At 68.0% G+C, this 19,954-nt stretch carries 22 protein-coding genes; 4 read left to right on the top strand and 18 right to left on the bottom strand.

Going from position 1 to position 19,954, the window contains the following annotated elements; translation table 11 throughout:
- The first annotated feature begins 80 nt into the window (after window positions 1-80).
- From FVP33_RS05105 to FVP33_RS05095, 3 genes are all read left to right on the top strand, one after another.
- The gene (locus FVP33_RS05105) at window positions 81-926 is read left to right on the top strand and encodes a DeoR/GlpR family DNA-binding transcription regulator (protein ID WP_246142180.1); all 846 of its coding nucleotides are present in this window, start codon (window positions 81-83) and stop codon (window positions 924-926) included.
- On the top strand, window positions 923-1,927 hold the full coding sequence (locus FVP33_RS05100; protein WP_147782563.1) for a class I mannose-6-phosphate isomerase: 1,005 nt from the start codon (window positions 923-925) through the stop codon (window positions 1,925-1,927). The genes FVP33_RS05105 and FVP33_RS05100 overlap by 4 nt, the downstream gene beginning before the upstream one ends.
- Window positions 1,928-2,048: 121 nt before the next feature.
- Entirely contained in the window at window positions 2,049-2,483 is a 435-nt protein-coding gene (locus FVP33_RS05095; protein ID WP_147782562.1) for a nitroreductase/quinone reductase family protein, read from the top strand.
- Window positions 2,484-2,543: 60 nt separating this feature from the next.
- On the opposite strand, the gene FVP33_RS05090 is transcribed toward FVP33_RS05095, so the two are convergent.
- The 5 genes from FVP33_RS05090 to FVP33_RS05070 form a co-directional block, all read right to left on the bottom strand.
- Complete coding sequence (locus FVP33_RS05090; RefSeq protein WP_147782561.1) at window positions 2,544-3,155, bottom strand: L,D-transpeptidase; 612 nt, start codon at window positions 3,153-3,155, stop codon at window positions 2,544-2,546.
- A 95-nt stretch (window positions 3,156-3,250) separates the two neighbouring features.
- Entirely contained in the window at window positions 3,251-5,011 is a 1,761-nt protein-coding gene (locus tag FVP33_RS05085; RefSeq protein WP_147782560.1) for a glycoside hydrolase family 35 protein, read from the bottom strand.
- A 90-nt stretch (window positions 5,012-5,101) separates the two neighbouring features.
- Complete coding sequence (locus tag FVP33_RS05080) at window positions 5,102-6,451, bottom strand: ABC transporter substrate-binding protein (protein ID WP_147782559.1); 1,350 nt, start codon at window positions 6,449-6,451, stop codon at window positions 5,102-5,104.
- A gap of 81 nt (window positions 6,452-6,532) precedes the next feature.
- Window positions 6,533-7,342, bottom strand: a complete 810-nt coding sequence (locus FVP33_RS05075; RefSeq protein ID WP_246142242.1) for a carbohydrate ABC transporter permease — start codon at window positions 7,340-7,342, stop codon at window positions 6,533-6,535.
- Between the two features lie 98 nt (window positions 7,343-7,440).
- Window positions 7,441-8,361, bottom strand: a complete 921-nt coding sequence (locus FVP33_RS05070; protein ID WP_147782557.1) for a carbohydrate ABC transporter permease — start codon at window positions 8,359-8,361, stop codon at window positions 7,441-7,443.
- A gap of 97 nt (window positions 8,362-8,458) precedes the next feature.
- Here FVP33_RS05070 and FVP33_RS05065 point away from each other — a divergent pair, with 97 nt between their 5' ends.
- Entirely contained in the window at window positions 8,459-9,502 is a 1,044-nt protein-coding gene (locus FVP33_RS05065) for a LacI family DNA-binding transcriptional regulator (RefSeq protein WP_147782556.1), read from the top strand.
- Between the two features lie 19 nt (window positions 9,503-9,521).
- On the opposite strand, the gene FVP33_RS19765 is transcribed toward FVP33_RS05065, so the two are convergent.
- From FVP33_RS19765 to FVP33_RS05000, 13 genes are all read right to left on the bottom strand, one after another.
- Window positions 9,522-9,785, bottom strand: coding sequence for an alpha/beta fold hydrolase (locus tag FVP33_RS19765; RefSeq protein WP_222706631.1), 264 nt, complete (start codon window positions 9,783-9,785; stop codon window positions 9,522-9,524).
- A complete protein-coding gene (locus FVP33_RS19760) occupies window positions 9,782-10,177 on the bottom strand; it encodes an alpha/beta fold hydrolase (protein WP_222706630.1) in 396 nt (131 codons plus the stop codon). Before FVP33_RS19760 ends, FVP33_RS19765 begins: the two co-directional genes overlap by 4 nt.
- 82 nt (window positions 10,178-10,259) lie before the next feature.
- The gene (locus tag FVP33_RS05055; protein WP_222706629.1) at window positions 10,260-11,654 is read right to left on the bottom strand and encodes a DUF2079 domain-containing protein; all 1,395 of its coding nucleotides are present in this window, start codon (window positions 11,652-11,654) and stop codon (window positions 10,260-10,262) included.
- Between the two features lie 79 nt (window positions 11,655-11,733).
- Entirely contained in the window at window positions 11,734-12,561 is an 828-nt protein-coding gene (locus FVP33_RS05050; protein ID WP_147782555.1) for an alpha/beta fold hydrolase, read from the bottom strand.
- A 133-nt stretch (window positions 12,562-12,694) separates the two neighbouring features.
- The gene (locus FVP33_RS05045; RefSeq protein ID WP_147782554.1) at window positions 12,695-12,952 is read right to left on the bottom strand and encodes a hypothetical protein; all 258 of its coding nucleotides are present in this window, start codon (window positions 12,950-12,952) and stop codon (window positions 12,695-12,697) included.
- A gap of 72 nt (window positions 12,953-13,024) precedes the next feature.
- Window positions 13,025-13,456, bottom strand: a complete 432-nt coding sequence (locus tag FVP33_RS05040; protein WP_147782553.1) for an Hsp20/alpha crystallin family protein — start codon at window positions 13,454-13,456, stop codon at window positions 13,025-13,027.
- 150 nt (window positions 13,457-13,606) lie between these two features.
- Complete coding sequence (locus FVP33_RS05035; RefSeq protein WP_147782552.1) at window positions 13,607-14,620, bottom strand: LacI family DNA-binding transcriptional regulator; 1,014 nt, start codon at window positions 14,618-14,620, stop codon at window positions 13,607-13,609.
- 49 nt (window positions 14,621-14,669) lie between these two features.
- A complete protein-coding gene (locus FVP33_RS19415; RefSeq protein ID WP_187270581.1) occupies window positions 14,670-15,752 on the bottom strand; it encodes a Gfo/Idh/MocA family protein in 1,083 nt (360 codons plus the stop codon).
- Window positions 15,749-16,279: a MaoC family dehydratase gene (locus tag FVP33_RS05020; protein ID WP_147782551.1), complete on the bottom strand. Its 531-nt coding sequence runs from the start codon at window positions 16,277-16,279 to the stop codon at window positions 15,749-15,751. Before FVP33_RS05020 ends, FVP33_RS19415 begins: the two co-directional genes overlap by 4 nt.
- Window positions 16,276-17,457, bottom strand: coding sequence for a CaiB/BaiF CoA transferase family protein (locus FVP33_RS05015; protein ID WP_147782550.1), 1,182 nt, complete (start codon window positions 17,455-17,457; stop codon window positions 16,276-16,278). Before FVP33_RS05015 ends, FVP33_RS05020 begins: the two co-directional genes overlap by 4 nt.
- Window positions 17,454-18,329, bottom strand: coding sequence for an amidohydrolase family protein (locus FVP33_RS05010; RefSeq protein ID WP_147782549.1), 876 nt, complete (start codon window positions 18,327-18,329; stop codon window positions 17,454-17,456). The genes FVP33_RS05015 and FVP33_RS05010 overlap by 4 nt, the downstream gene beginning before the upstream one ends.
- Window positions 18,326-18,775, bottom strand: coding sequence for a MaoC family dehydratase (locus FVP33_RS05005; protein WP_147782548.1), 450 nt, complete (start codon window positions 18,773-18,775; stop codon window positions 18,326-18,328). The genes FVP33_RS05010 and FVP33_RS05005 overlap by 4 nt, the downstream gene beginning before the upstream one ends.
- On the bottom strand, window positions 18,772-19,914 hold the full coding sequence (locus FVP33_RS05000) for an extracellular solute-binding protein (RefSeq protein ID WP_246142241.1): 1,143 nt from the start codon (window positions 19,912-19,914) through the stop codon (window positions 18,772-18,774). The genes FVP33_RS05005 and FVP33_RS05000 overlap by 4 nt, the downstream gene beginning before the upstream one ends.
- Between the last annotated feature and the right edge of the window lie 40 nt (window positions 19,915-19,954).

Below are 19,954 nucleotides of genomic sequence, written 5' to 3'. Positions count from 1 at the left end.
TCATGCAAGAAACACGCATCGCCGACGTTCAATCTCAGGAGATTCTTGACCACAAATGCAACAAAATGCTACAATCCAGCGTGACTTCTTCTCAGTTTTCCTCCGCGGACGGGGATGACCAGCCGTCCCGCCTCCCTGCCGGCCGCAAGGCCGAACTCGCCGCCCATGTAGCCGAGGCAGGTCAGGTCACGGTGGCGGCGCTTGCCGCGCGATTCGGCGTGTCTGCCGACACCATCCGACGCGACCTCGACCAGCTCGATGTCGACGGCGTCCTCATCAGGACTCACGGTGGCGCGGTCAGTTCGTCGGTGATGTCGTCCATCGAGAAGAAGCTCGACGTGCGCATGCGACTCCAGACCTCCGCGAAAGAGCGGATCGGCGCGCTGGCAGCGGGACTCGTCGAAAACGGATCCGTAATCATGATCAACGCCGGCACCACCACGCTTGCCGTTGTGCGCCACCTGCGCAACCACCGCGAGCTCACCGTGGCCACGAACAACCTCCGGATCCCCACGGAGATCTCGCCCGATGTCTGCCGGGACCTTTATCTCTTCGGGGGCGCCGTGCGACTGAGTGGGCAGTCCACGATAGGCCCGGTGGGTTTCCAGTTCGCCGGTGGCGGCAATGATCTCGAGTTGCGATGCGACCTCGCCCTGATCTCGGTGGGGGCTGTCTCGGCCGAAAGCGGGTATTCGACGAGCAACCTGGCCGAGGCCGTCATGATGAGTGAAATGATTTCCCGCGCCTCGCGGGTGGCAATTCTCGCGGACTCCTCCAAGTTCGGGCGTCAGCTCTTCGCCCAGGTCGCGGAGCTCGGCCGAGCGGACTACTTCGTCACGGACAGCGCTCCCCCGGAGGACCTGGCCAACGCCCTGAGAAAGAACAACGTCACGGTCCTGGTCCCCACCAGCCGGGAAACGGAATGAGCCGTTACGGCACGGACCCGATCCACCTGCCCGCCAACCAGCCAGCGGATCGGTTCTACCGGGGTGGGAGCCGCATCTCCGACTTCCGGTCTGGGCCCCCTGCCGCGCCGTTCACGCCGGAGGACTGGGTGGGCTCCACGACGAGCGTGCGCGGACACGCCCCGGTGGGCCAGACTCGGCTTCCCGACGGCGAGCTTCTCGCGGACGCGGTCTCCAGCGACCCGCTCGGCTGGCTCGGGGCGGCTCACGTCGAGCGTTTCGGCGCGGACACGATGCTGTTGGTGAAGCTTCTCGACGCCGGGCAGCGGCTTCCCATCCACGCCCACCCGGACGGCGGGTTCGCCGCCGAGCACCTCGCGGCGGCGCACGGCAAGGCGGAGGCCTGGTACATCCTCTCCCCGGGCACGGTGCACCTGGGCCTTCGCGAGTCCATCGACCTCGCCGAGTTGCGCGGCCTCGTCGACGGCCAGCAGACCGAGCGCATGCTCGGCCTGCTGCACGCGATCGACGTCGCGCCGAACGACACCGTGTACGTGCCGCCCGGGCTGCTGCATGCGATCGGCCCGGGCATCCTGCTCGCGGAGGTGCAGGAACCGGAGGACCTGTCGATCCTGCTCGAGTGGACGGGCTTCGAGCTCGACGGCGCGGCGGACGGGCACTTGGGGCTGGGCTTCGAACTCGCCCTCTCCGCGGTCGACACGAGCGGGTGGTCGCGCGACGCGATCCTCTCGCTCGTGCGGCAGGTCGACTCGGACGGGCCGGTGCTCCCGGCCGCCTCGGCCGGCTACTTCCGCCTCGACCGCGTCTCCCGTCCCCAGACGCTGCCGGCCGGCTTCGCGGTGCTCATCGCGCTCGAGGGATCGATGACGCTGACGACCGAGAACGGAGCCACGCTGGAGCTGTCCCGGGGAACCACGACGCTCGTCCCCTTCGCCGCCGGGGCGATGTCGATCGACGGCGAGGGAGTGGTGATCGTGGCGCGGCCGCCCATCGCACGCTGAGCCGGAGCGCGTTGGGCGTCGCGGCCGGGCGGTGATCCGCCTCACGACGTACGATGCCTCCATGACCATCCTCGCCACCTCATCGCCCGCCGCCCGCCTCTCGCGGGAGGGCTGACCGAGTATGCCGAGCACCCTCTCACTCAAGGCGATGGAGGCCTCGCACCGCTTCCTGCAGTGGATCACTCGCGGACGGGTCGGCTGGACGATCTCCGACATGCCCGTGATCGAGCTGACGACGATCGGACGCCGAAGCGGCGAGCGTCGGGCGACGATGCTCACGTCTCCGCTGAAGGAGGGCGATGCCTACGTCGTAGTGGCGTCCCGCGGTGGGGACGACCGGCATCCGGCCTGGTTCCTCAACCTCCGCGACAACCCGCGGGTGGAGGTCGTGGTCGAGGGCCGCCCTCGAGTGCCCATGCTTGCGCGGGTCGCCACCGCCGACGAGCGCGCCCGGCTCTGGCCGATCATCACCGGGAGGTACGCCAACTACGGCGGCTACCAGGAGAAGACGAAGCGGCAGATCCCGCTGGTGCTTCTCGAACCGATCACTCGGTAGGGCCGAGACGGCCGCGATTCATCCCCACCGCGATCCGGTCGATCGATGCGGGTCCGCGGGTCAGGCGCGGATGGTGACCGCGGTTCCCACGGGTGTCCAGGCGAAGAGCGAAGCGATCACGTCGAGCGGCAAGTGCACACAGCCATGGGAGCCCTGGGTCGTGTAGAGCGGACTACCGAGGGGGAACGTCTGCCAGGGCGAGTCGTGGAATCCGTCGCCGCCGGAGAACGGCATCCAGTAGGCGACGTGGTCGTTCCAGGAACCGTTGACGTCGTGGCCGGCGAGCACGGTGTTGCGCACCTTGTTGATGATGTGGAAGGTGCCGGTGGGGGTCGCGTCGTGCACATTCTTCAGCGCCGATGCGCCAGTGGTGACGGCGGATTCCGTGAGCAGCGTCACCCCGTCGCACGCCCACAGGTGCTGCTGGGCGATGCTCACGTAGATGTGCTTGGTGCCGGCGGGTGTTCCGGCGCAGGCGGCCGAGACGGGGACCGGCGGGGGCGACGGGGCCGCGACGGGCGTCGGTGTGACAGCCATCGGTGTCGGTGTGGTCATCGGGGTGGGCGACACGACTGCCACCGCGTGCGCCCGCACTCCGGCGCTGCATCCCACCATGGCCATGAGAATGGCCGCTGCTCCGGCAATGGCAGCAACTCGTCGCAGGTTGGTCATGGCTTCCTCTTGTCGTCCGGGTTACTTCCTCAGCACGACCGATTCTAGATCGGTGCACTGGGCAAAACCTGATTCGACAGCACCCGAACCCACCCTCAGAATTCGGTGTGCCCCAGATTCGCCTCCGTGACGAATCGTGCCTCCGCACAGGCCGCGGATTCGAGCTCGAGCACGACCATCTCGTTCCGGTCGCGGTTCAGCACCGGGGCCGGTACGTAGAGGGTGCGTTGCGGACCGCGCGACCAGTACCGGCCGAGGCAGAAACCGTTGATCCAGACCACTCCCTTGCCCCACGACGAGGTGTCGAGGAACAGGTCCTGCACGGCGGCGAGCGAGAAGTGGCCGCGCGCGAACACGGGCCCGCTGAGGGAACGCGGATGGTCGGCGCCGGCATCCAGGGCGGCGTCCACCGGGGCGAGCGACCGCAGGTCGAGAGGAAGAACGCCCCACCGCTGGAGCCGGACGCCGTCGAGGACTGTCGGTCCGATCAGCCCCTTCGGCTCGCCGATTCGGTCGCCGTAGTCGACCCGTCCCTGGTCTTCCACGAGCAGGGAGAGGGTGCCGCGCCCGGCCGGCACGCTGATGCTGCGATCGTGATGATCGCGGGCCAGCACCCCGATGGGCGAGTCGTTGACGAAGACGTACGCCCGGTCCCGCACTTCACCGATCTCGAGCACCGCGACGCGGTCGAGGTCGATCTCGTGGGAGTAGAGGGCGAATCCGCTGTACTGGCCAAGTTCGTCCATCGACGGCAACCCATCGGACCACGACCAGGAGCCGAGGCGGTCCGCGACGGAGAAGAGGCTCACCGCCCGGTCGAGGGGAACCGAGAAGTCCGGCGCGGGAACGCGGGCGGCGGGCAGTTCGGCGGGCAGACTCGAGTGCCTGGCGAGCACCTCCCTGAAGGCCCAGTACTTGGCGGTGGGCTGGCCCGCTTCGTCGAGGGGCGCGTCGTAGTCGTAGCTGGTGACGATCGGCTGGTACACGCCCTTGTCGTTCGCACCGTTGGTGAACCCGAAGTTGGTGCCGCCATGGAACATGTAAATGTTCACGGATGCGCCGGCGGAGAGCAAGGCGTCCAGTTCCGCCGCCGATTCCCCGGCCGAGGTGGTGTGATGATGCGCACCCCAGTGGTCGAACCAGCCGTCCCAGAACTCGGAACACATGAGCGGACCGGTCGGCTGGTTCTTCCGAAGGGTCTCCAGTCGCTCCACGGCGCGGGATCCGAACGAGCCGGTCTTGAGCAGCTCGGGAAGCGACCCATTGGCAAGCATGTCGTCCTGTGGCTGGTCGACCGTGGTCAATGGAACGGTGATGCCCGCCGAGCGGGTGATGTCGGTGAGCTTTCGCAGGTAGGACGCGTCGTCGCCGTACGCGCCGTACTCGTTCTCGACCTGCACGAGGATCACCGGCCCGCCGTTGCCGATCTGCAGGGGCGCGACGATGCCGAGCACCCGGTTGAGGTAGGTCGTCACCGCCGCGATGAACTGCGGCTCGTCGCGGCGGATACCCACGGTCGGGTTCGCGAAGAGCCACGCGGGCAGTCCGCCGTTGTCCCACTCCGCGCAGATGTAGGGGCCGGGCCGAACGATGGCGTACATCCCCTCGGCCTGGATGAGGCGCAGGAACCGGTCGAGATCGGCGCGCCCGGACTGGGTCCACGAGTCCGGCGTCTCGGCGTGGAAGTTCCAGGACACATAGGTCTCGATGGTGTTGAGGCCCATGAGCCTCGCCTTGTGGATTCGGTCCGCCCACTGGTCGGGGTGCACACGGAAGTAGTGGATCGCACCGGAGAGGATTCTGAACGGTTCGCCGTTCAGGACGAAGTCATCGTCCTCGATCTCGAATCTGTCCATGCGTCGCGGTCCTTAGGGGTGAGGTGGTCGGGGGCGCGGCGAGCGGCCGACGGAACCTGCTGGGTCCGCCGGCCGCACACCGAGGCGGTGCTACTTCGTGGTGACGGTGAAGCCCTGCTGGTTGCCGTAGTCGGCGAGCGACTTCTGCCAGGCGCTCAGTCCGGCGTTCAGGTCGCCCGCTGACACGTAGGACTGGCCGACGGTGTCACCGTAGATGCTGTTCGCATAGACCTGGTACGGAAGGTAGGACCATCCCGTGGAGACGTCCTTCGCTCCCTGCACGAGCACCTCGTTGATCTTCTGGCCGCCGAAGTAATCCGGGGCGTCGGCGAGGAAGGCCTCAGAGTTCAGCTCGCTGGTCGTCGAGGGGAAACCGCCGGAGGCGAGGAACACCTTGATGCTCCCCGGGCTGTTGTTCAGCCACTTCAGGAAGCCCGCGGCGAGGGCAGGGTTCTTGCTCTGCTTGAGCACAACCTGTCCGCCTCCGCCGTTCTCGGAGTTCGCCGGCTTTCCGTCATAGGTCGGCGTGGGGGCGACGCGCCACTGGCCAGAACCGTCCTTCACCGAGGACTCGAGCACACCGGGCATCCACGCGCCGGTGATGAGGGAGGCGACATTTCCGTTGCCCAGGGACTTGAACCAGTCATCGCTCCAGCCGGGAACGGGAGAGAGGAGCTTGTTGTCGACCAGCTCGTTCCAGGTTGAGGCCCATTTCTTGCTGCCCTCGTCCTGGAGGTTGATGCTCACCTTGGAGCCGTTGGAGGTGAACGGACGGCCGCCGGCCTGCCAGATCATGCTGGTGGTGAATCCCGAGTCGCCGGAGTCGCTCGTGATGTAGGCCTCGGGGTTGGCCGCATGCAGCTTCTTGGCGTCGGCGATGTACTCGTCCCAGGTGGTGGGAACTGTCAGGCCGTACTTGTCGAAGACCGTCTTGTTGTAGAACAGGGCCATGGGGCCGGAGTCCTGCGGCAGGCCGTAGAGTCCGCCGCCCACGTTGACGGAGCTCCACGGGCCCGGCGTGTATGCGCTCTTCAGGGAGTCGAAGCCGTAGGCCGTGAGGTCGACGAGGGACTTGCTCAGGGCGAACTGCGGGATCGCGTAGTACTCCACCTGGGCGACGTCGGGTGCGCCGGAGCCGGCCTTGATCGCGTTCTGCAACTTCGTGTACTCGGTGGTGTTCGTACCGGCGTTGACGAGCTTGACGTGCACCTTGGGGTACGCCTTCTCGAACGCCGCGACCTGCGCTTCGGCGGACGGGGTCCACGACCAGTAGGTGATGGTTCCGCCCTTCTTGAGGGCGGCGGCGACATCGGTAGAGCCGGCTGGCGTGCCGGACGAGGTGCTCGCGCAGCCGGCCAGGGCCGTGCCGATGAGGGCGCTGGCGACCACAATCGCGGCGATTCGACGCGACAACGACACTGTGCGTGACGTGATCTTCATGGTGTTCCTTTCACTTCTTCGGGATGAGGATGGGCAGGACGCCCTGGGAGGAGTGGTGCACAATCGAGCAGCGGTCTCCCGTTACTGCTTGACGCTTCCCGCGGCCAGCCCCGACTGCCAGTAGCGCTGCAGCAGGAGGAAGACGGCGACGATCGGGATGATGGTGATCAGCGAGCCGGTGATCACCAGGTTGTAGATCGGCTGCGCCGCGACCCCGGTGGCCTGGGCGCTCCACTGGCTGAGGCCGACGGTGAGCGGGTACCAGGTGGGGTCGCTCAGCATGATCAACGGCAGGAAGTAGTTGTTCCAGGTTGCGACGATGGCGAAGAGCAGCACCGTCACGACCCCGGGCGCCAGCAGCCGAAGCGAGATCGTGAAGAAGGTGCGGAACTCACCGGACCCGTCCATCCGTGCCGCCTCGAGCAGTTCGGTCGGCACCGCATCGATCGTGTAGGTCCAGATCAGATAGAGGCCGAACGGGCTGATCAGCGAGGGCAGGATGATCGCCCACGGCGTGTTGGTGAGCCCGACCTGGCTGAACATGAGGAAGGTGGGCACCGCCAGAGCGGTACCCGGCACGGCGATGGCGCCGAGGATCACCGCGAAGACGGCACGCTTGCCCGGGAACGTGAACTTGGCAAGCCCGTAGCCGGCAACCGTCGCGAGCAGGGTCGCCCCGCCGGCTCCGACCACCACGTAGAGGAGGGTGTTGCCGAACCACTTCACGAAGATGCCGTCGCGGTAGGTGAGCGTGTCGACGATGTTCTGGAAGAGGGTGAAGTCTTTGCCGAACCACAGCCCGAACGTGGAGTACAGGTCGGGCTGGCTCTTGGTGGCGTTGATGATCAGCCAGAGCAGCGGGACCACGGAGTACAGCACGAAAAGTGCCATCACGATCGTGAGCACCACCGACCGTCGCTGGCGAGGATCGCGCTTGCGTGCCGCCCTGAGCTGGGCGCGCGGCGAACGGGCGAGTGCGGTGACGGCCATCAGATGCTCTCCTGCCGGGAGCCGCGCAGCTGCACGACGTAGGCGATGACCGCGGTGATCACGCCCATCACGATGGCCACCGTGGCCGCGTAATTGAACTGCTGCCCGGCGAACGACAGGTTGTAGGCGTACATGTTCGGGGTGAAGTAGCTCGTGATCACGTTGGGGCTGAGGATCTTCAACAGGTTGGGTTCGTTGAAGAGCTGGAAGCTGCCGATGATCGAGAAGATCGTCGCGATCACGATCGCGCCGCGCAACGCGGGGATCTTGATGCTGAAGACCGTGCGCATCGCGCCCGCGCCGTCGATCTCCGCCGCTTCGTAGATGTCGGAGGGCACCACGCGCAGCGCCGCGTAGAAGATGAGCATGTTGTAGCCCATGAACTCCCAGGTGACGATGTTGCCGATCGACCCGAGAATCGCCTGCGCGCTGAACGGCTCGAGCACATGGGCGCCGAGAAGATCGTTGATCCCCGCGGTCAGGCCGAACTGATCGCCGTAGATGAAGCCCCAGATCAGTGCCGCGACCACTCCGGGCACCGCATAGGGAAGGAAGATGGCGATGCGGAAGAAGGCCGCCCCGTGCAGCCGGGCGCTGTCCAGCGCGAGCGCCGCCGTGAGCGACAGGGCCAACATGATGGGCACCTGCACGACGAGGAAGAGGGTGACCCGGCCGAGCGCCTGCCAGAACTTGGCATCCTGGAAGACGGCGAGGTAGTTGTTGAGCCCCACGAAGACGGTGCCGCCGAAGAGCTGCTCGCGAAACAGGCTGAGGCCGATCGCGTAGACCACCGGAGCGATGATCATCGCAAGGAACACCAGCATGAACGGTGCCACGAAGGCCCAGCCGCGCCAGTCGCGGCGGTTTCGCCGCGCCGGTGTGGCCCGCTGGGCCAGCCGGACTATGGACGTCGATGTCATGTTTTCTTCCCGTCGAACACTCGGATGTTTACGTCAACATCCGCAGGGTCAGACTAGCATGTTGACGTAAACATGCAAGCCCTAGGATGAAGCCACCATGACCGAGACAATTCCTCCGCGAGCACCCCGCCCCGCCCGCGGCCCGTCGATGGCGGACGTCGCCGAGCGCGCCGGGGTGTCGACCCAGACCGTCTCCCGGGTGGCGAACGGGCTCACCAACGTGGAGCCGGCCACTCGCGATCGCGTCCTTCAGGCCATGCAGGTGCTCGGCTACCGCCCGAACAAGGCCGCCCGTGCGCTTCGATCTGGCCGCTTCCGCAACATCGGCATCACCATGTTCACCCTGTCCACCTACGGCAACATGCGAACGCTCGACGGCATCACGGTGGCCGCCGCCGCGGCCGGGTACTCCATCACGCTCGTGCCGGTGCGGGATCCGACCCAGGAGGCGGTGAGTTCAGCCTTCACGAACCTGGTCGAGCAGGCCGTCGACGGCATCATCCTGCTGATCGAGGCGCACCTCGTCGACAATTCCGAGGTGGAGTTGCCGCCGGGCCTGCCGGTGGTCGTCGTCGACTCGGGGGCCCGCGCCGACTACCCCGTCGTCGACAACGACCAGACCGAGGGCGCGCGGCTGGCGACGCAGCACCTGCTGGACCTGGGCCACGACACGGTCTGGCACGTCGCCGGGCCGGAGGGCTCATACCCCGCAAGCCGCCGCCACGAATCGTGGCGCGACACCCTCCAGGCCCACGGCAGGGCGGTGCCTCCCCTCTTCCGCGGCGACTGGACCGCGGCATCCGGTCACGCGTTGGGGCTGGAGATCGCTCACAGGCCGGAGATCACCGCGGTGTTCGCCGCCAACGACGCAATGGCGCTCGGCATCATGAGCGCCCTGCACGAGAGCGGCAGGCGGATACCCCAGGACGTGAGCATCGTGGGGTTCGACGACATGGCCGAATCCGACTCGTTCTGGCCACCGCTCACCACGGTGCACCAGGACTTCGACCTCGTGGGACAGCGCAGCATCGAGATCCTCCTCGAGGAGATCGAGCATGCCCCGATCGTGCCCGTGCGATCCATCGTTCCGGTGCGGCTGGTGCTGCGGGCCAGCACGGGCACCCCACCGCACGCTCCGTGACGACCGCCTCGGTCGCGCCTCACTCCGGCCGGTCGAGAAATTCGCGGGCCGCGGCCAGGAACGCGCGCGGCTGGTCCACCCACGGGTAATGGCCCGAGCCGTCGAGAACCGTGGCGGCGCCGCGGGGAAACAGCTGCGCCATCGCCACGGCGGGGGCCGCGCCCGTGACTGCGTCCTCCGCCCCCGCGATCACCAGGACCGGCGCCTCGACCCGGGTCAGCCGCTCCGCGAGATCGACGGGCGGGGCAACACTGAAGTAGGTTCGGTTGACCCGATAGTTCACTGACCCCACCCGCGAGTGGAGCTGCTGCCGCTCGCCCCACGCCGCGTACCCCACCGGCGCCGTCGCGTCGGTCCAGGCCTCGAGACTCGCCTGATCGCTCGGCCGGAAGAGTGAGCGACGATGGTGACGCGATCCAGCCCGAGGTGCTCGCGCAGACACTCGATGTCCGCCGATTCGTGCCACCAGGACCCCAGATTGCCATCGGTCGCGGGGGTGCGCCCGACTCCTCGAAGGTGCGGGACGATCAGTCGGTAGTGGTCGCCCAGCCCGGCGAGGTCTTCGAGGTAGTCGGGGTGACGGGGACCGCCCCCAGCCACCACCACGATGGGCGGCCCGACTCCCCTGTCTTCGAAAAACAGTTCGGCGTCATCCGCCCCGCGATACCTGGGCACACTTCGACGCTAGTACACCTTTCGCCTCGCGAAAAGGGGTCGGCAGCGCTCGAATGCGCCGAGGGGGCGGCCCGCCCGAGGCCTAGGGCGAGCGGCGCAGAAGCGTTATCCCATCACGATGGAAGGTCACCCGATAGCCGTGGGTCTGCGCCTCGGCGAGGTCGCGCTGCTCCTGCCCCCGATGCACCTGAAAATGCCTGCTGGAGTACGGGTCCACCACGATCCACTCCGGTCGAATCGCGTTGAGGGGTGCCAGACCGAAGAGAGTCACGGTGGCGCGCGAGGTCAGTTGCGGAACCAGGTCGTCCGACGCTGACACTGTCGCGCCATCCGGTATCTTCGCCAGGGCGGCGTGGATCGCGCCGGCGCGCGGATTCGGCTGCCACAGGGTCGGCTCGATGAGCCGTTCCAGCGAGTAGTTCGGGATCGTGACCAGGGTGATGGCGACGGCCGCGACGACCGTGACGCGGATACCCCTCCTGGCGCGGCGGGAATCGGACCGCTTCCAGCGCGCGAGCGCCTCGATCATCGCGGCGACGACGATCGGCATGAGCACCGCGCTGTAGTGATACCGCGTTCCCCAATAGTTGGGGTCGTCGCCCACGAATCGCCAGAGCAGGGTCGGCAGGGCCACGAGCACGATGGGGGAACACACGGCGGCGAATCCCGTGATCGCCAGCGTGAGGAGGAGCGTGCCGAGCTTCTCATCCACGGAGGTCAACGCCACCTCGAGGATCGGGCGACCACCCGCGAACTTGCTCCAGTAGTCGTAGCTCCCCGCGGAGTTGACGAGGGGCAGCAGCACGGTCATCTCGATGGCCGAGGCGGCGATCCCGATCACGGCCGTGACGATGCCGAGTCGGCGCGCGCCCCGCCACGCGATCAGGACTCCGATTCCGGCGACCGCGGTGACGCCCAGGTCCTCCTTCACCAGGAGCAGGGGCAGCGCCCACGCGGAGGCCGCCGTGAGCCGCCCCTGCCCGAGGGCGCTCAACGAGAACGCCAGAAGGGGCACGGCGAAGGCGATCTCGTGAAAGTCGAATCCCACGGCCGAGGCGATCCCGAAGGACAGGCCGTACACGCAGCCGACCGCGACGGCGACGCGGGTGCCGAGGGCGCGCTGGGCCCAGGACACGAGTGGCCAGGCGGCGAGCGCGAAGAGGAAGGCCTGCGCCACGAGGAGCGTGATCGGCGTCGGGAACACCGCATAGAACGGCGCGATGAGCACGAGGATCGGATGGAAATGGTCGCCCAGCAGGTTGAATCCGGGTCCCTTGAGCTCCACGATGGGCGGTCGAAGCGCCGCGTAGTCGCGGATCGCCTGCTCGAAGATTCCGAGGTCGTAGCCTCCGGTGTGCACCCTCAGGTGCAGCCGCACCGCGATGGTCGAGTAGAGCGCCGTGAGCGCAACGACGAACCCGAGCGGCACGCCGCGAGCGCGGAGCGCCCCACGGATCACTCCGACGGTTTCGAGCACTCCTCCAGTATGGAGGCGCCATCTCGGGTGGCGATCCTGGGCACCGGTGCGCTGACTCTGGTCGTCGCGCAGGGATCGCCTAATCCTCGAGGAAGGCACGCACGTCGGCGGCGAGCCGATGGTTGCCCTGGGTCGTCATGTGCCCGACCCCCCGGTACAGCACGAGGCGTGCAGATTGGATGCGGAGGGCGGTCTCCCGAAAGAGGCTCTCGGGGTAGAATCCGTCGGAGTCACCGCCGAGAACCAGCGTCGGCGCCGTGATCTCGGGGAGGCGGCCGTGCAGGTCGAACCCGTCTTCGGCGTCGAGCAGCACCAAGAGGTCGGGGTCGTCGTTGCCGACGACGATCGGCCCGAGCATCAGGCCCGCCACGGTCATCGCGTTGCGCTCCACGGCGTTCCTGCCGAGCCGCGACATGAGTTCGGCGGCGGCTCGTTGCGGCCGGCCCGCACGGAGCAGGGCGCCCGTGCGCTGCTGGGCGAGGCGACCGCTCGGGCCGAGGCGGTAGGCGGACGACACCACCACCAGGCGGTTCACCACGTCCGGATGGTCCGCCGCCAACTGCAGCGCAATGCTGCCGCCGGTGGAAACGCCGATGACGTCGACGGGATCGCCGAATAGGTGCCGAAGGGTGTCCGCGTACTCTCCCGCCACCGAGGCCATGTCGAAGTCCGGCGGCAGCCCCGGGCGGTGACCGATCCACCACACCTCGTGATGACGGGCCAACAGGCTGATTTGGCCGCCCTGCACGCGCCGATCCAGGGCGGTGGCCGGGCGGGCGCCTCCCGCGATCCCGGGAAGGAACACGAGACGGCCGCCCGCCCCGGCGCGGAGGTACGGCATCCCGTTGCCCAGGGTGCCCCGGTCCGGCACGCCATCCCGCCGGCTTGCGTCTGACGGTCTCTTCATCTCAGGCTCCTCGCCTCGGTGGCCGAGGCGACTCTGCACCGGAAAACTCCATCGTGCAACCGCAGCCTAAGAGCGGGCTCTGAATCGGCCGAGACCGGCGCGGGACACACACCGGCGCAGGGCTTCTCGCGAATCAGCCCCGAGCCGGGGGCGATCGCTGCCAGGCCCGACAATCACGCTCGGAGCCGGAAACCGACGCTCGTTGGGGTCGGTCGGGGCGCCTCACCGAATCCTGGAGAGGAGGGAGGGCGAGCGTGTCGGTGCTCACTACTGGGGGTCGGATCGTGCGCACGAGTTCGAGGAACACGCGATCGACCAGGTCCTGGTCTTCTGTCCAGGCCAGTACCCGCTCCTCATCCACCGGCGGCATCGCGATAGTCGCAATTGTCATGTCGCCTCCCCTCGCCTCTGTGAATCTTCCTCTCTGTGAATTTTCGCCTCCGTGAATGTGCGGCCGGCGGCGTCAGGACGAGATCGTCATCTGCTCGCGCGCGTTCGCCCGGGAGCTAACCTCGATCTTCCTCGGCTTCGCCGTCTCGCTGACCGGGATCACCACGCTGAGCACGCCGTTGTCGTAGTGGGCGCTGATCCGCTCGACATCGATGCCCTCCCCCAGGGTGAACTGCCGCCAGTACGCTCCGTACGGCCGTTCCCGGGCGAGGAACTTCGCGTCGTCCGATGTCGGTTCGGTTCGCTGCGCCCGGATGGTGAGCAGCTGGCCGTCGACGTCGACATCGACGGACCCCGGGTCGACCCCCGGGAGGTCGGCGTTGAGGATGTACTGTCCGCCGTCCTGGTAGAGGTCTACGGGCATGAGCCGCTGTCCTCGGTTCGACTGAAAGAGAGCCGAAGCGAGGCGATCCAGTTCGTTGAAAGGATCAAAAGACATAGCCATGATGAGGATTCCCCTTTCTAGAAACGTGAGTCCGAGTGACTCAATTCACCAATTTTTTACCAGTCGTTCGAGCCCGAATTCAAGGGCTGCAGGCTCAAAAATTGCTGAAAATCTCGAACTGGTTCGCCCCGGTGAGTGGCCGACTCTGGTCTAGCCGCCGGCGCGCGGGGCCGCCGTCGATCGGCGCACCACGAGTTGCGGTGCCGGCGAGTCGAGCACGGTGTGGATCACGCCGGAGCCGCTGTCCGCGAGCGCGACGACGGCCGCCGCGCCCAGTTCGCTCAGCGGCATGCGCACCGTCGTGATGGGCGGCCAGGTGGCATCCGCGTACCAGACGTCGTGCATGGCCACGATCGAGATGTCCCCCGGCACCCGCAGGTCACGGTCGTGGATCTCGGCCAGCACCCCGAGGGCCGCGTTGAGGTTCGCGACCACGAGGGCGGTCGGCAGCGTGGCGCTCTCGAGAAGCCGAACGGCGGCGGCGCGCCCGTCGGTCCCCGCGTAGCCGAGCCGGGTCATCCACGCCTCCTCCGGCGACAACCCAGCCTCTGCCATCGCCGCGCGGAAGGCGGCCTCGCGCCGGGCGCCGGTCGCGCTGCCGAGCAGACCGCCGATGAATCCGATGTCGGTGTGACCGAGCCGGCGGAGGTGATCCATCGCCAGGCGGATCCCGGCCGCGTCATCGAGCACGATGGTGCTGAGGGGCCCGTCGTCCACCGAGTTGATCACGACTATCGGGGTGTCCTGCACGACGAGCGACTCCAGATCGGCCGGCGGCGTTCCGTCGGGCAGTTGCAGGATCACTCCATCGATGCGGCCCTCCCCCACCAACCGGCGCAGCCAGTCCCTGTCGTCGTGCAGGCGTTCGGCGCGACCGAGCACGATCGCGAGCCCACGGGCTCCGGCCTCGTCCTCCGCCCCTCTCGCGAGTTCCGCGAAGACGGCGCTGGTGACATCCGGCACCACGAGAGCGATGGTGCTCGTCCGGGAGGTGCGCAGGGAGCGGGCGGCGTGGTTCGGCACGTAGTCCAGCTGCTGCGCGGCGGCCATCACCCGTTGCCGCGTGCCCTCCGAGACCCGGAGCGTCGTGTCGCCCGAGAGTACCCTCGACACCGCCGCCGGGGAGACCCCGGCGAGCGCGGCGACATCGCTGAGCTTGACCATGACTCCGCCTGTCTACTACGAATGCCGCCCGAGCGCGAAATCGCGCCCTTCAGCGGTCGAAGTGCACGACCTCGTTGGCGCCCATCGAGCGGTAGAGGGCGTCCACGAGCTCGATCGTCTTCACGTTGTCGCCGACCGTGCTGCGCGGTGTCGAACCGGTGGCGATCGCCTCGAGCACCGACCCCATCGACCCGATGAAGGCGTGCGGAAACCAGCGCTGGGTCACCGGATACGGCACCCACCCGTCGGTCGGCAGCACGGTGCTGGTCACCTCCAGGGTGTCAGGGCGTCCGTTCGGGTAGTCGTACATGAGCCCGAGGGTGCCGCGGATGGCGCCCCCGGTCCCCTCGATCCGAAACTCCGCGGAGTTGTCGCCGCCGAGGTTCATGTGGTTGGCCGAGACCAGGGCGGAGCTTCCGTCGGGGAACGTGTAACTGCTCGTCGTGCGGGTCTCGCCGACCGGGTACTGGCCGGGCGTTCGACCGGCGACGGCGTAGACCGACGACGGCTCGCCCATGAACCAGCGCACGGCATCGTGGTAGTGGATCGAGTGCACCATGATCTCGAGGCGTTCCATGGCCTTCGCCCACTCCCACTGCGACCAGTCGGTGAAGACGTTGACGGTGAGCGCGAACGACGTGACGGTGCCGAGCCAGCCGGCCTCCACCATCCGGTGGGCCGCGGCGATTCCCTCGTCGAACCGCATCTGCTGGTTCACCGCGGCGACCACGCCCGCCTGGGCCGCGAGCGCCGCGAGTTCGCGCGCGGTCTGCGGGTTGTCGGTGAAGGGCTTCTGGGCCAGGATGTGCTTTCCGGCGGCGACCGCGGCACGGAAGATGGGCGGCTGGTGGGTGACGGGAACCGCGATGTCGACCACCTCGACCCGGTCGTCGGCGAGCAACTCGGCCAGGCTCTCGTAGACGCGGGGAATGCCGTGGCGGGCGGCCACGTCCCTGGCCCGCTCCGGATCGATGTCCGTGATCCCGACGACCTCCAGACCCGCGAGGCGGTAGGCCGGCAGGTGCGCGCCGTCGACGATTCCCCCGGCGCCGATGATGGCGATGGGTCGCTTGTGCGCCTCGGGGATTACGAGCCGGCAGTAGTCGGAGACGTCGGCGAACAGGTCGATCACGATGACGCCTGGGTGGACTGGGCCCTCGCGGCCGCCGGATCCCGGTATTTCACGGTCTGCAGGTGCTCGCAGTAGAGCACGATCTGCTCGTCGTCGGCACGGAACACCTCGTACGACACGGTGAACAGGCCCATCTCGTCGTACTTCGGCTCCTTCCTCAGCAGGGTGCGCATCGTATAGATGGTGTCGCCGATGAACAGCGGTTTGATGAACCGCAGCCGGTCGTAGCCATAACTGAAGGTGTTGACGTTGTTGTGCGCCATCAGGCCCATTCCGTAGCCGAACACGAGCGCGCCCGGCACGATGCGTCTGCCGAAGAGCCCCTCGTCGCGGGCGAAGATCTCGTCGGCGACATAGGGGTGGAGGTCGACCAGCATGCTGCTGAACATCATCACCTCCCCCTCGGAGATGGTGCGGCGGATGGAGCGGTCCACCTCCCCCACCTCGTAGTCCTCGTAGAGTTTCACGTCCTGGTTCCAGACCGGCACCGCGTGGCGGGCGACCGGGTCGGAGTTGGGATTCCTCATACTGCTGCCTCCTCGTCGGCGAACTCGGCCCGGATAGCGTCGGTGTGCTCCCCGAGTCGCGGGGCGCCCCTGTCGTTCTTGAGCACCCGGCCGTCGTAGCGCACGGGGGAGCGGGTGGTCTGGATGGCGACCGGCGGGCCGCCGTCGGCATCCGGTCTTTCGATCTGCTGCGCCATGTCGAGCGCGCGGAATCCGTCGTGGGCGACGAGCTCCGGAAGGGTGAGCACCGGCGCGCACCAGACATCCGCCGCATCGAGGATCTCCAGCCAATGCTCGGTGGACCGGGTCGCGAGGTGATCCGCGAGCGCGCGCGTGATCGCGGTCTGCTCGGTCCACCAGGTGTCGGGGTCGACATACTGCTCGAGCGTCGCCAGCCCGATGAGGGCCCCGAGAGCCGGCACCGGGGTCATCGCGATCGCGAGGTAGCCGTCCGAGGTGGGATAGACCCCGTACGGCGCCTGGAGAAAGGCGTGCGCGGTGTTGCGCGCGCCGCGCTTGACGGTGATCGAGGGGTCGCCGAGGTGGGCGCTGATCAGCTCGAACTGCAGGTCGAGCATCGATTCGAGCAGGCTGGTGTCGACCCGGCCGCCGAGTCCCGTGCGCTCCCGGCGCAGCAAGGCGGCGGTGATCCCGCTGGCCAGATGGATCGAGGCGATGACATCGGCGAGGGCGATCCCCACCGGCACGGGCGGGTCGTCGGAGCTGCCGTTCAGCCACGGCAGTCCGGACAACGACTGGGCGAGGAGGTCTTGCCCCGGCCGATCTTTCCACGGTCCCTCGGTGCCGTAGCCGCTTACGCTCGCATAGATGATTCCGGGGTTGATGGCCGAGACGGCGTCGTAGCCGAAGCCGAGCCGCTCCATGATGCCCGGCCGGAAGTTCTGCACGATCACGTCGGCCCTGGCGACGAGGGCGCGGAGACCGTCGCGGTCGGCCTCGTTCTTGAGGTCGGCCGCGTAGCTCTCCTTGTTGCGGTTCGTGATGTGGAACGACAGGGTGTCGCCGTCCTCCACGACTCCCGCGAAGGCGAGCCGCCGCCCGATGTCGCCGCCCTGCGGCCGCTCGACCTTGATCACCCTGGCCCCGAGGTCGCCGAGACGCATGGCCGCCATCGGCCCGGCCAGGAACTGGCTGAAGTCGAGAACGAGCATGCCGTCGAGGGGCAACGGTGTGGTCATGGGAGGTCCGTTCCGGAGAGGGCGAGCGAGTAGGTGCGGAGCGCGGTGCGGTACAGGATGTCGTCCTGCTGGGCCGTGTCGAGGTGGGCGATGACCTGGCGTTGGGCCAGCCACACGCCGCGGAAGTCGCCGGCCAGGGTCGAGACCGGCCAGTCGCTTCCGAGCATCACCCGGTCGGAGCCGAACTGCTCGACGACGTGATCGACGTACGGCAACCAGTCCCGCCAGGTCCACTCGGGTCCGGAGGCGGTATTGAGACCGGAGATCTTGACGCTCACGTTGGGCTGGGCGGCGACCGCGGCGATCAGTGAGGCCCACGGTTCCCACCCTCGCCCGGCGATGTCCGGCTTGGCGAGGTGATCGAGCACGATCGTGAGGTCGGGATGCCTCGCCGCGAGCTCCACGAGCATGGCGAGGTGCTCGGGCACGATGCTGACCACGTCGAGGGGCAGCCCGCGGGGGGCGAGCAGCTCGACCCCGGCCGTCACGTCCTCCCTCAACAGCCACCTCGGGTCCGGGTAGGTGTGATTGAGTACGCGGATGCCGCGCACCACCGTCGTCGCGTAGGCGTCCAGTGCCGCCGCGGCCTCGGCGGCTCGGTCGAGCGGCACCCACCCGACCACTCCGCGCACGACGGGCACCCGGGAGGCGACGGAGAGCATGTAGAACGTGTCCTCGTAGCTGTCGGCGGCCTGAACGAGCACGGTCCCGGTGATGCCGGCGGCCGCGACATCCGTCTCGACGTCCTCCGGGCCGAAGTCCGCGTTGAGGGGCGCCCCGACGGCGTCCAGCCATTCGTATCGCCGTTCGGAGGGCTTCCACAGGTGCTGATGGGTGTCGATCATCTGGGCCGGCTGGTAGAGATCGGTCATGAGAGGCTCCGCGGTCGACGGTTGACGAGGTACAGGTGCACGAACGCGATGACGACCTCGCCGCGCTGGTTGAGCACTTCGACCTTCTCCTCGGCGAGGCCGAGGGACTCCGGTCGTTTGGCGTGGTCGCGCAGCGCCACGATCTCGCTGCGAGAGGTGATCGTGTCGCCGATGTGCACCGGGCGGATGAAGCGAACGCGGTCGTAGCCGTAGCTCATCGCCTGGTCGTTCACCTCGCCGGCGAGCATGCCGACCGACATCGACAGGATCAGCGTGCCGTGCGCCATGCGCTGGCCCCCGGGGAGCGTCTTCGCGAACTCCGCGTCCATGTGGTGCGGATAGAAGTCCCCGGTCTGCCCGGCGTGCAGCACGATGTCGGCCTCGGTCACCGTGCGACCGTGGCTCTGCCGGGTCGACCCCAGCTCGTACTCTTCGAAATAGGTCACTCGATCTCCTCGGTGAGGTGGGCGGCGGGCAGTCGCTCGATCCGGTCGAGCGTGGTCTCGTCGAACCGCCGCGCCACGACCGCGTCCCGAACCAGGTGCGAGAGTGCGAGTTGCAGGTCGGGCCAGCCGAGCACGCGCGGGCGCACCCAGGCTCGTTCGAGGGTGCGCAGGGTGTTGCGGAAGAAGCCGCGGGTCGTCTCGTTCGCCCGGTCACTGCGCCAGGCTCGCAGGTTTCCCGGCTGGCCGCCGCCGGCGGTGTACGGGCCGATCTGTGCCTCGGCCCCGGCGAGCATCGCCGCCGCGGCGATCGCCAGCTCCGGATGCCGGGTGGATGCCGACACCGCCACCCCGGCGCCGCCGAGCGTCGACCCGCCCGCCCTGCCGTCGAACGAGGGGATGTCGTCGTAGGCGAGCGGGCGCGGCCGGAACCCCGCGCGGGAATAGTTGGTGTAGCCGAACAGCGCGACCCCCACGCTGTAGTCGTTATCGGCGACGAGGGCCTCGGCCACGTCGATGGGGTTCGCGTCCGCACACCAGGCGGGAACGGCATCCGCGAGTCGGATCATGAATTCCAGAACCTCGCCGGCGACGGCGCGGTCCAGGAATCGACCGCTCCGGGCGAGCGGTGCGCCGCGCTGGGCCAACAGCGTCGCGAAGGTGCTGAAGGCGTCGACCGGCTTGTACGGCCAGAGCACCGCGCCGGTGCCGGCGAGTTCGAGGGCGTCACTCCAGAAGACGGGGGCGCCGTCTGCACGGTCGGGACGGAACGCGCTCACCTGAGCCGCGGCATCCACGCCCAGTGCCCACTGGCTGCCCCGATAGCGGTAGGAGTCGTGCGATTGCCCCACGCTCTCTTTCGCCAAATCGGCCAGGCCCGCGATGCCGTCCAGGGGCAGCAGTGCCCCGGCCTCGACGGCGTCGGGCACGTGCGGGTGATCGATGACCAGGATGTCGAAGTCGGCGGCGAAGTCGGCCACGTGCTGGTCACCGAAGGCGAGAAGGGAACGAGCCTCCCACTCGATGGTGACGCTGTGTCGGGCGATGAGGAGCGGGTCTGCCTCGCGGAGGCCATCGACACCGCGCGGGTGATCCCAGGTCATGCCCCTGAGCACGACTGGGGCGCTCGACTCCGCTGTCATGCTGTCCACGCTGTCATGTTTCCCACCCTATGGTAAATCG

The sequence above is a fragment of the Lacisediminihabitans profunda genome, from assembly GCF_008040105.1.
Taxonomy (GTDB): Bacteria; Actinomycetota; Actinomycetes; order Actinomycetales; family Microbacteriaceae; genus Lacisediminihabitans; species Lacisediminihabitans profunda.
The sequence above is the reverse complement of the archived record's forward strand: the minus strand, read 5'-3'. Positions and strand labels throughout refer to the sequence as shown.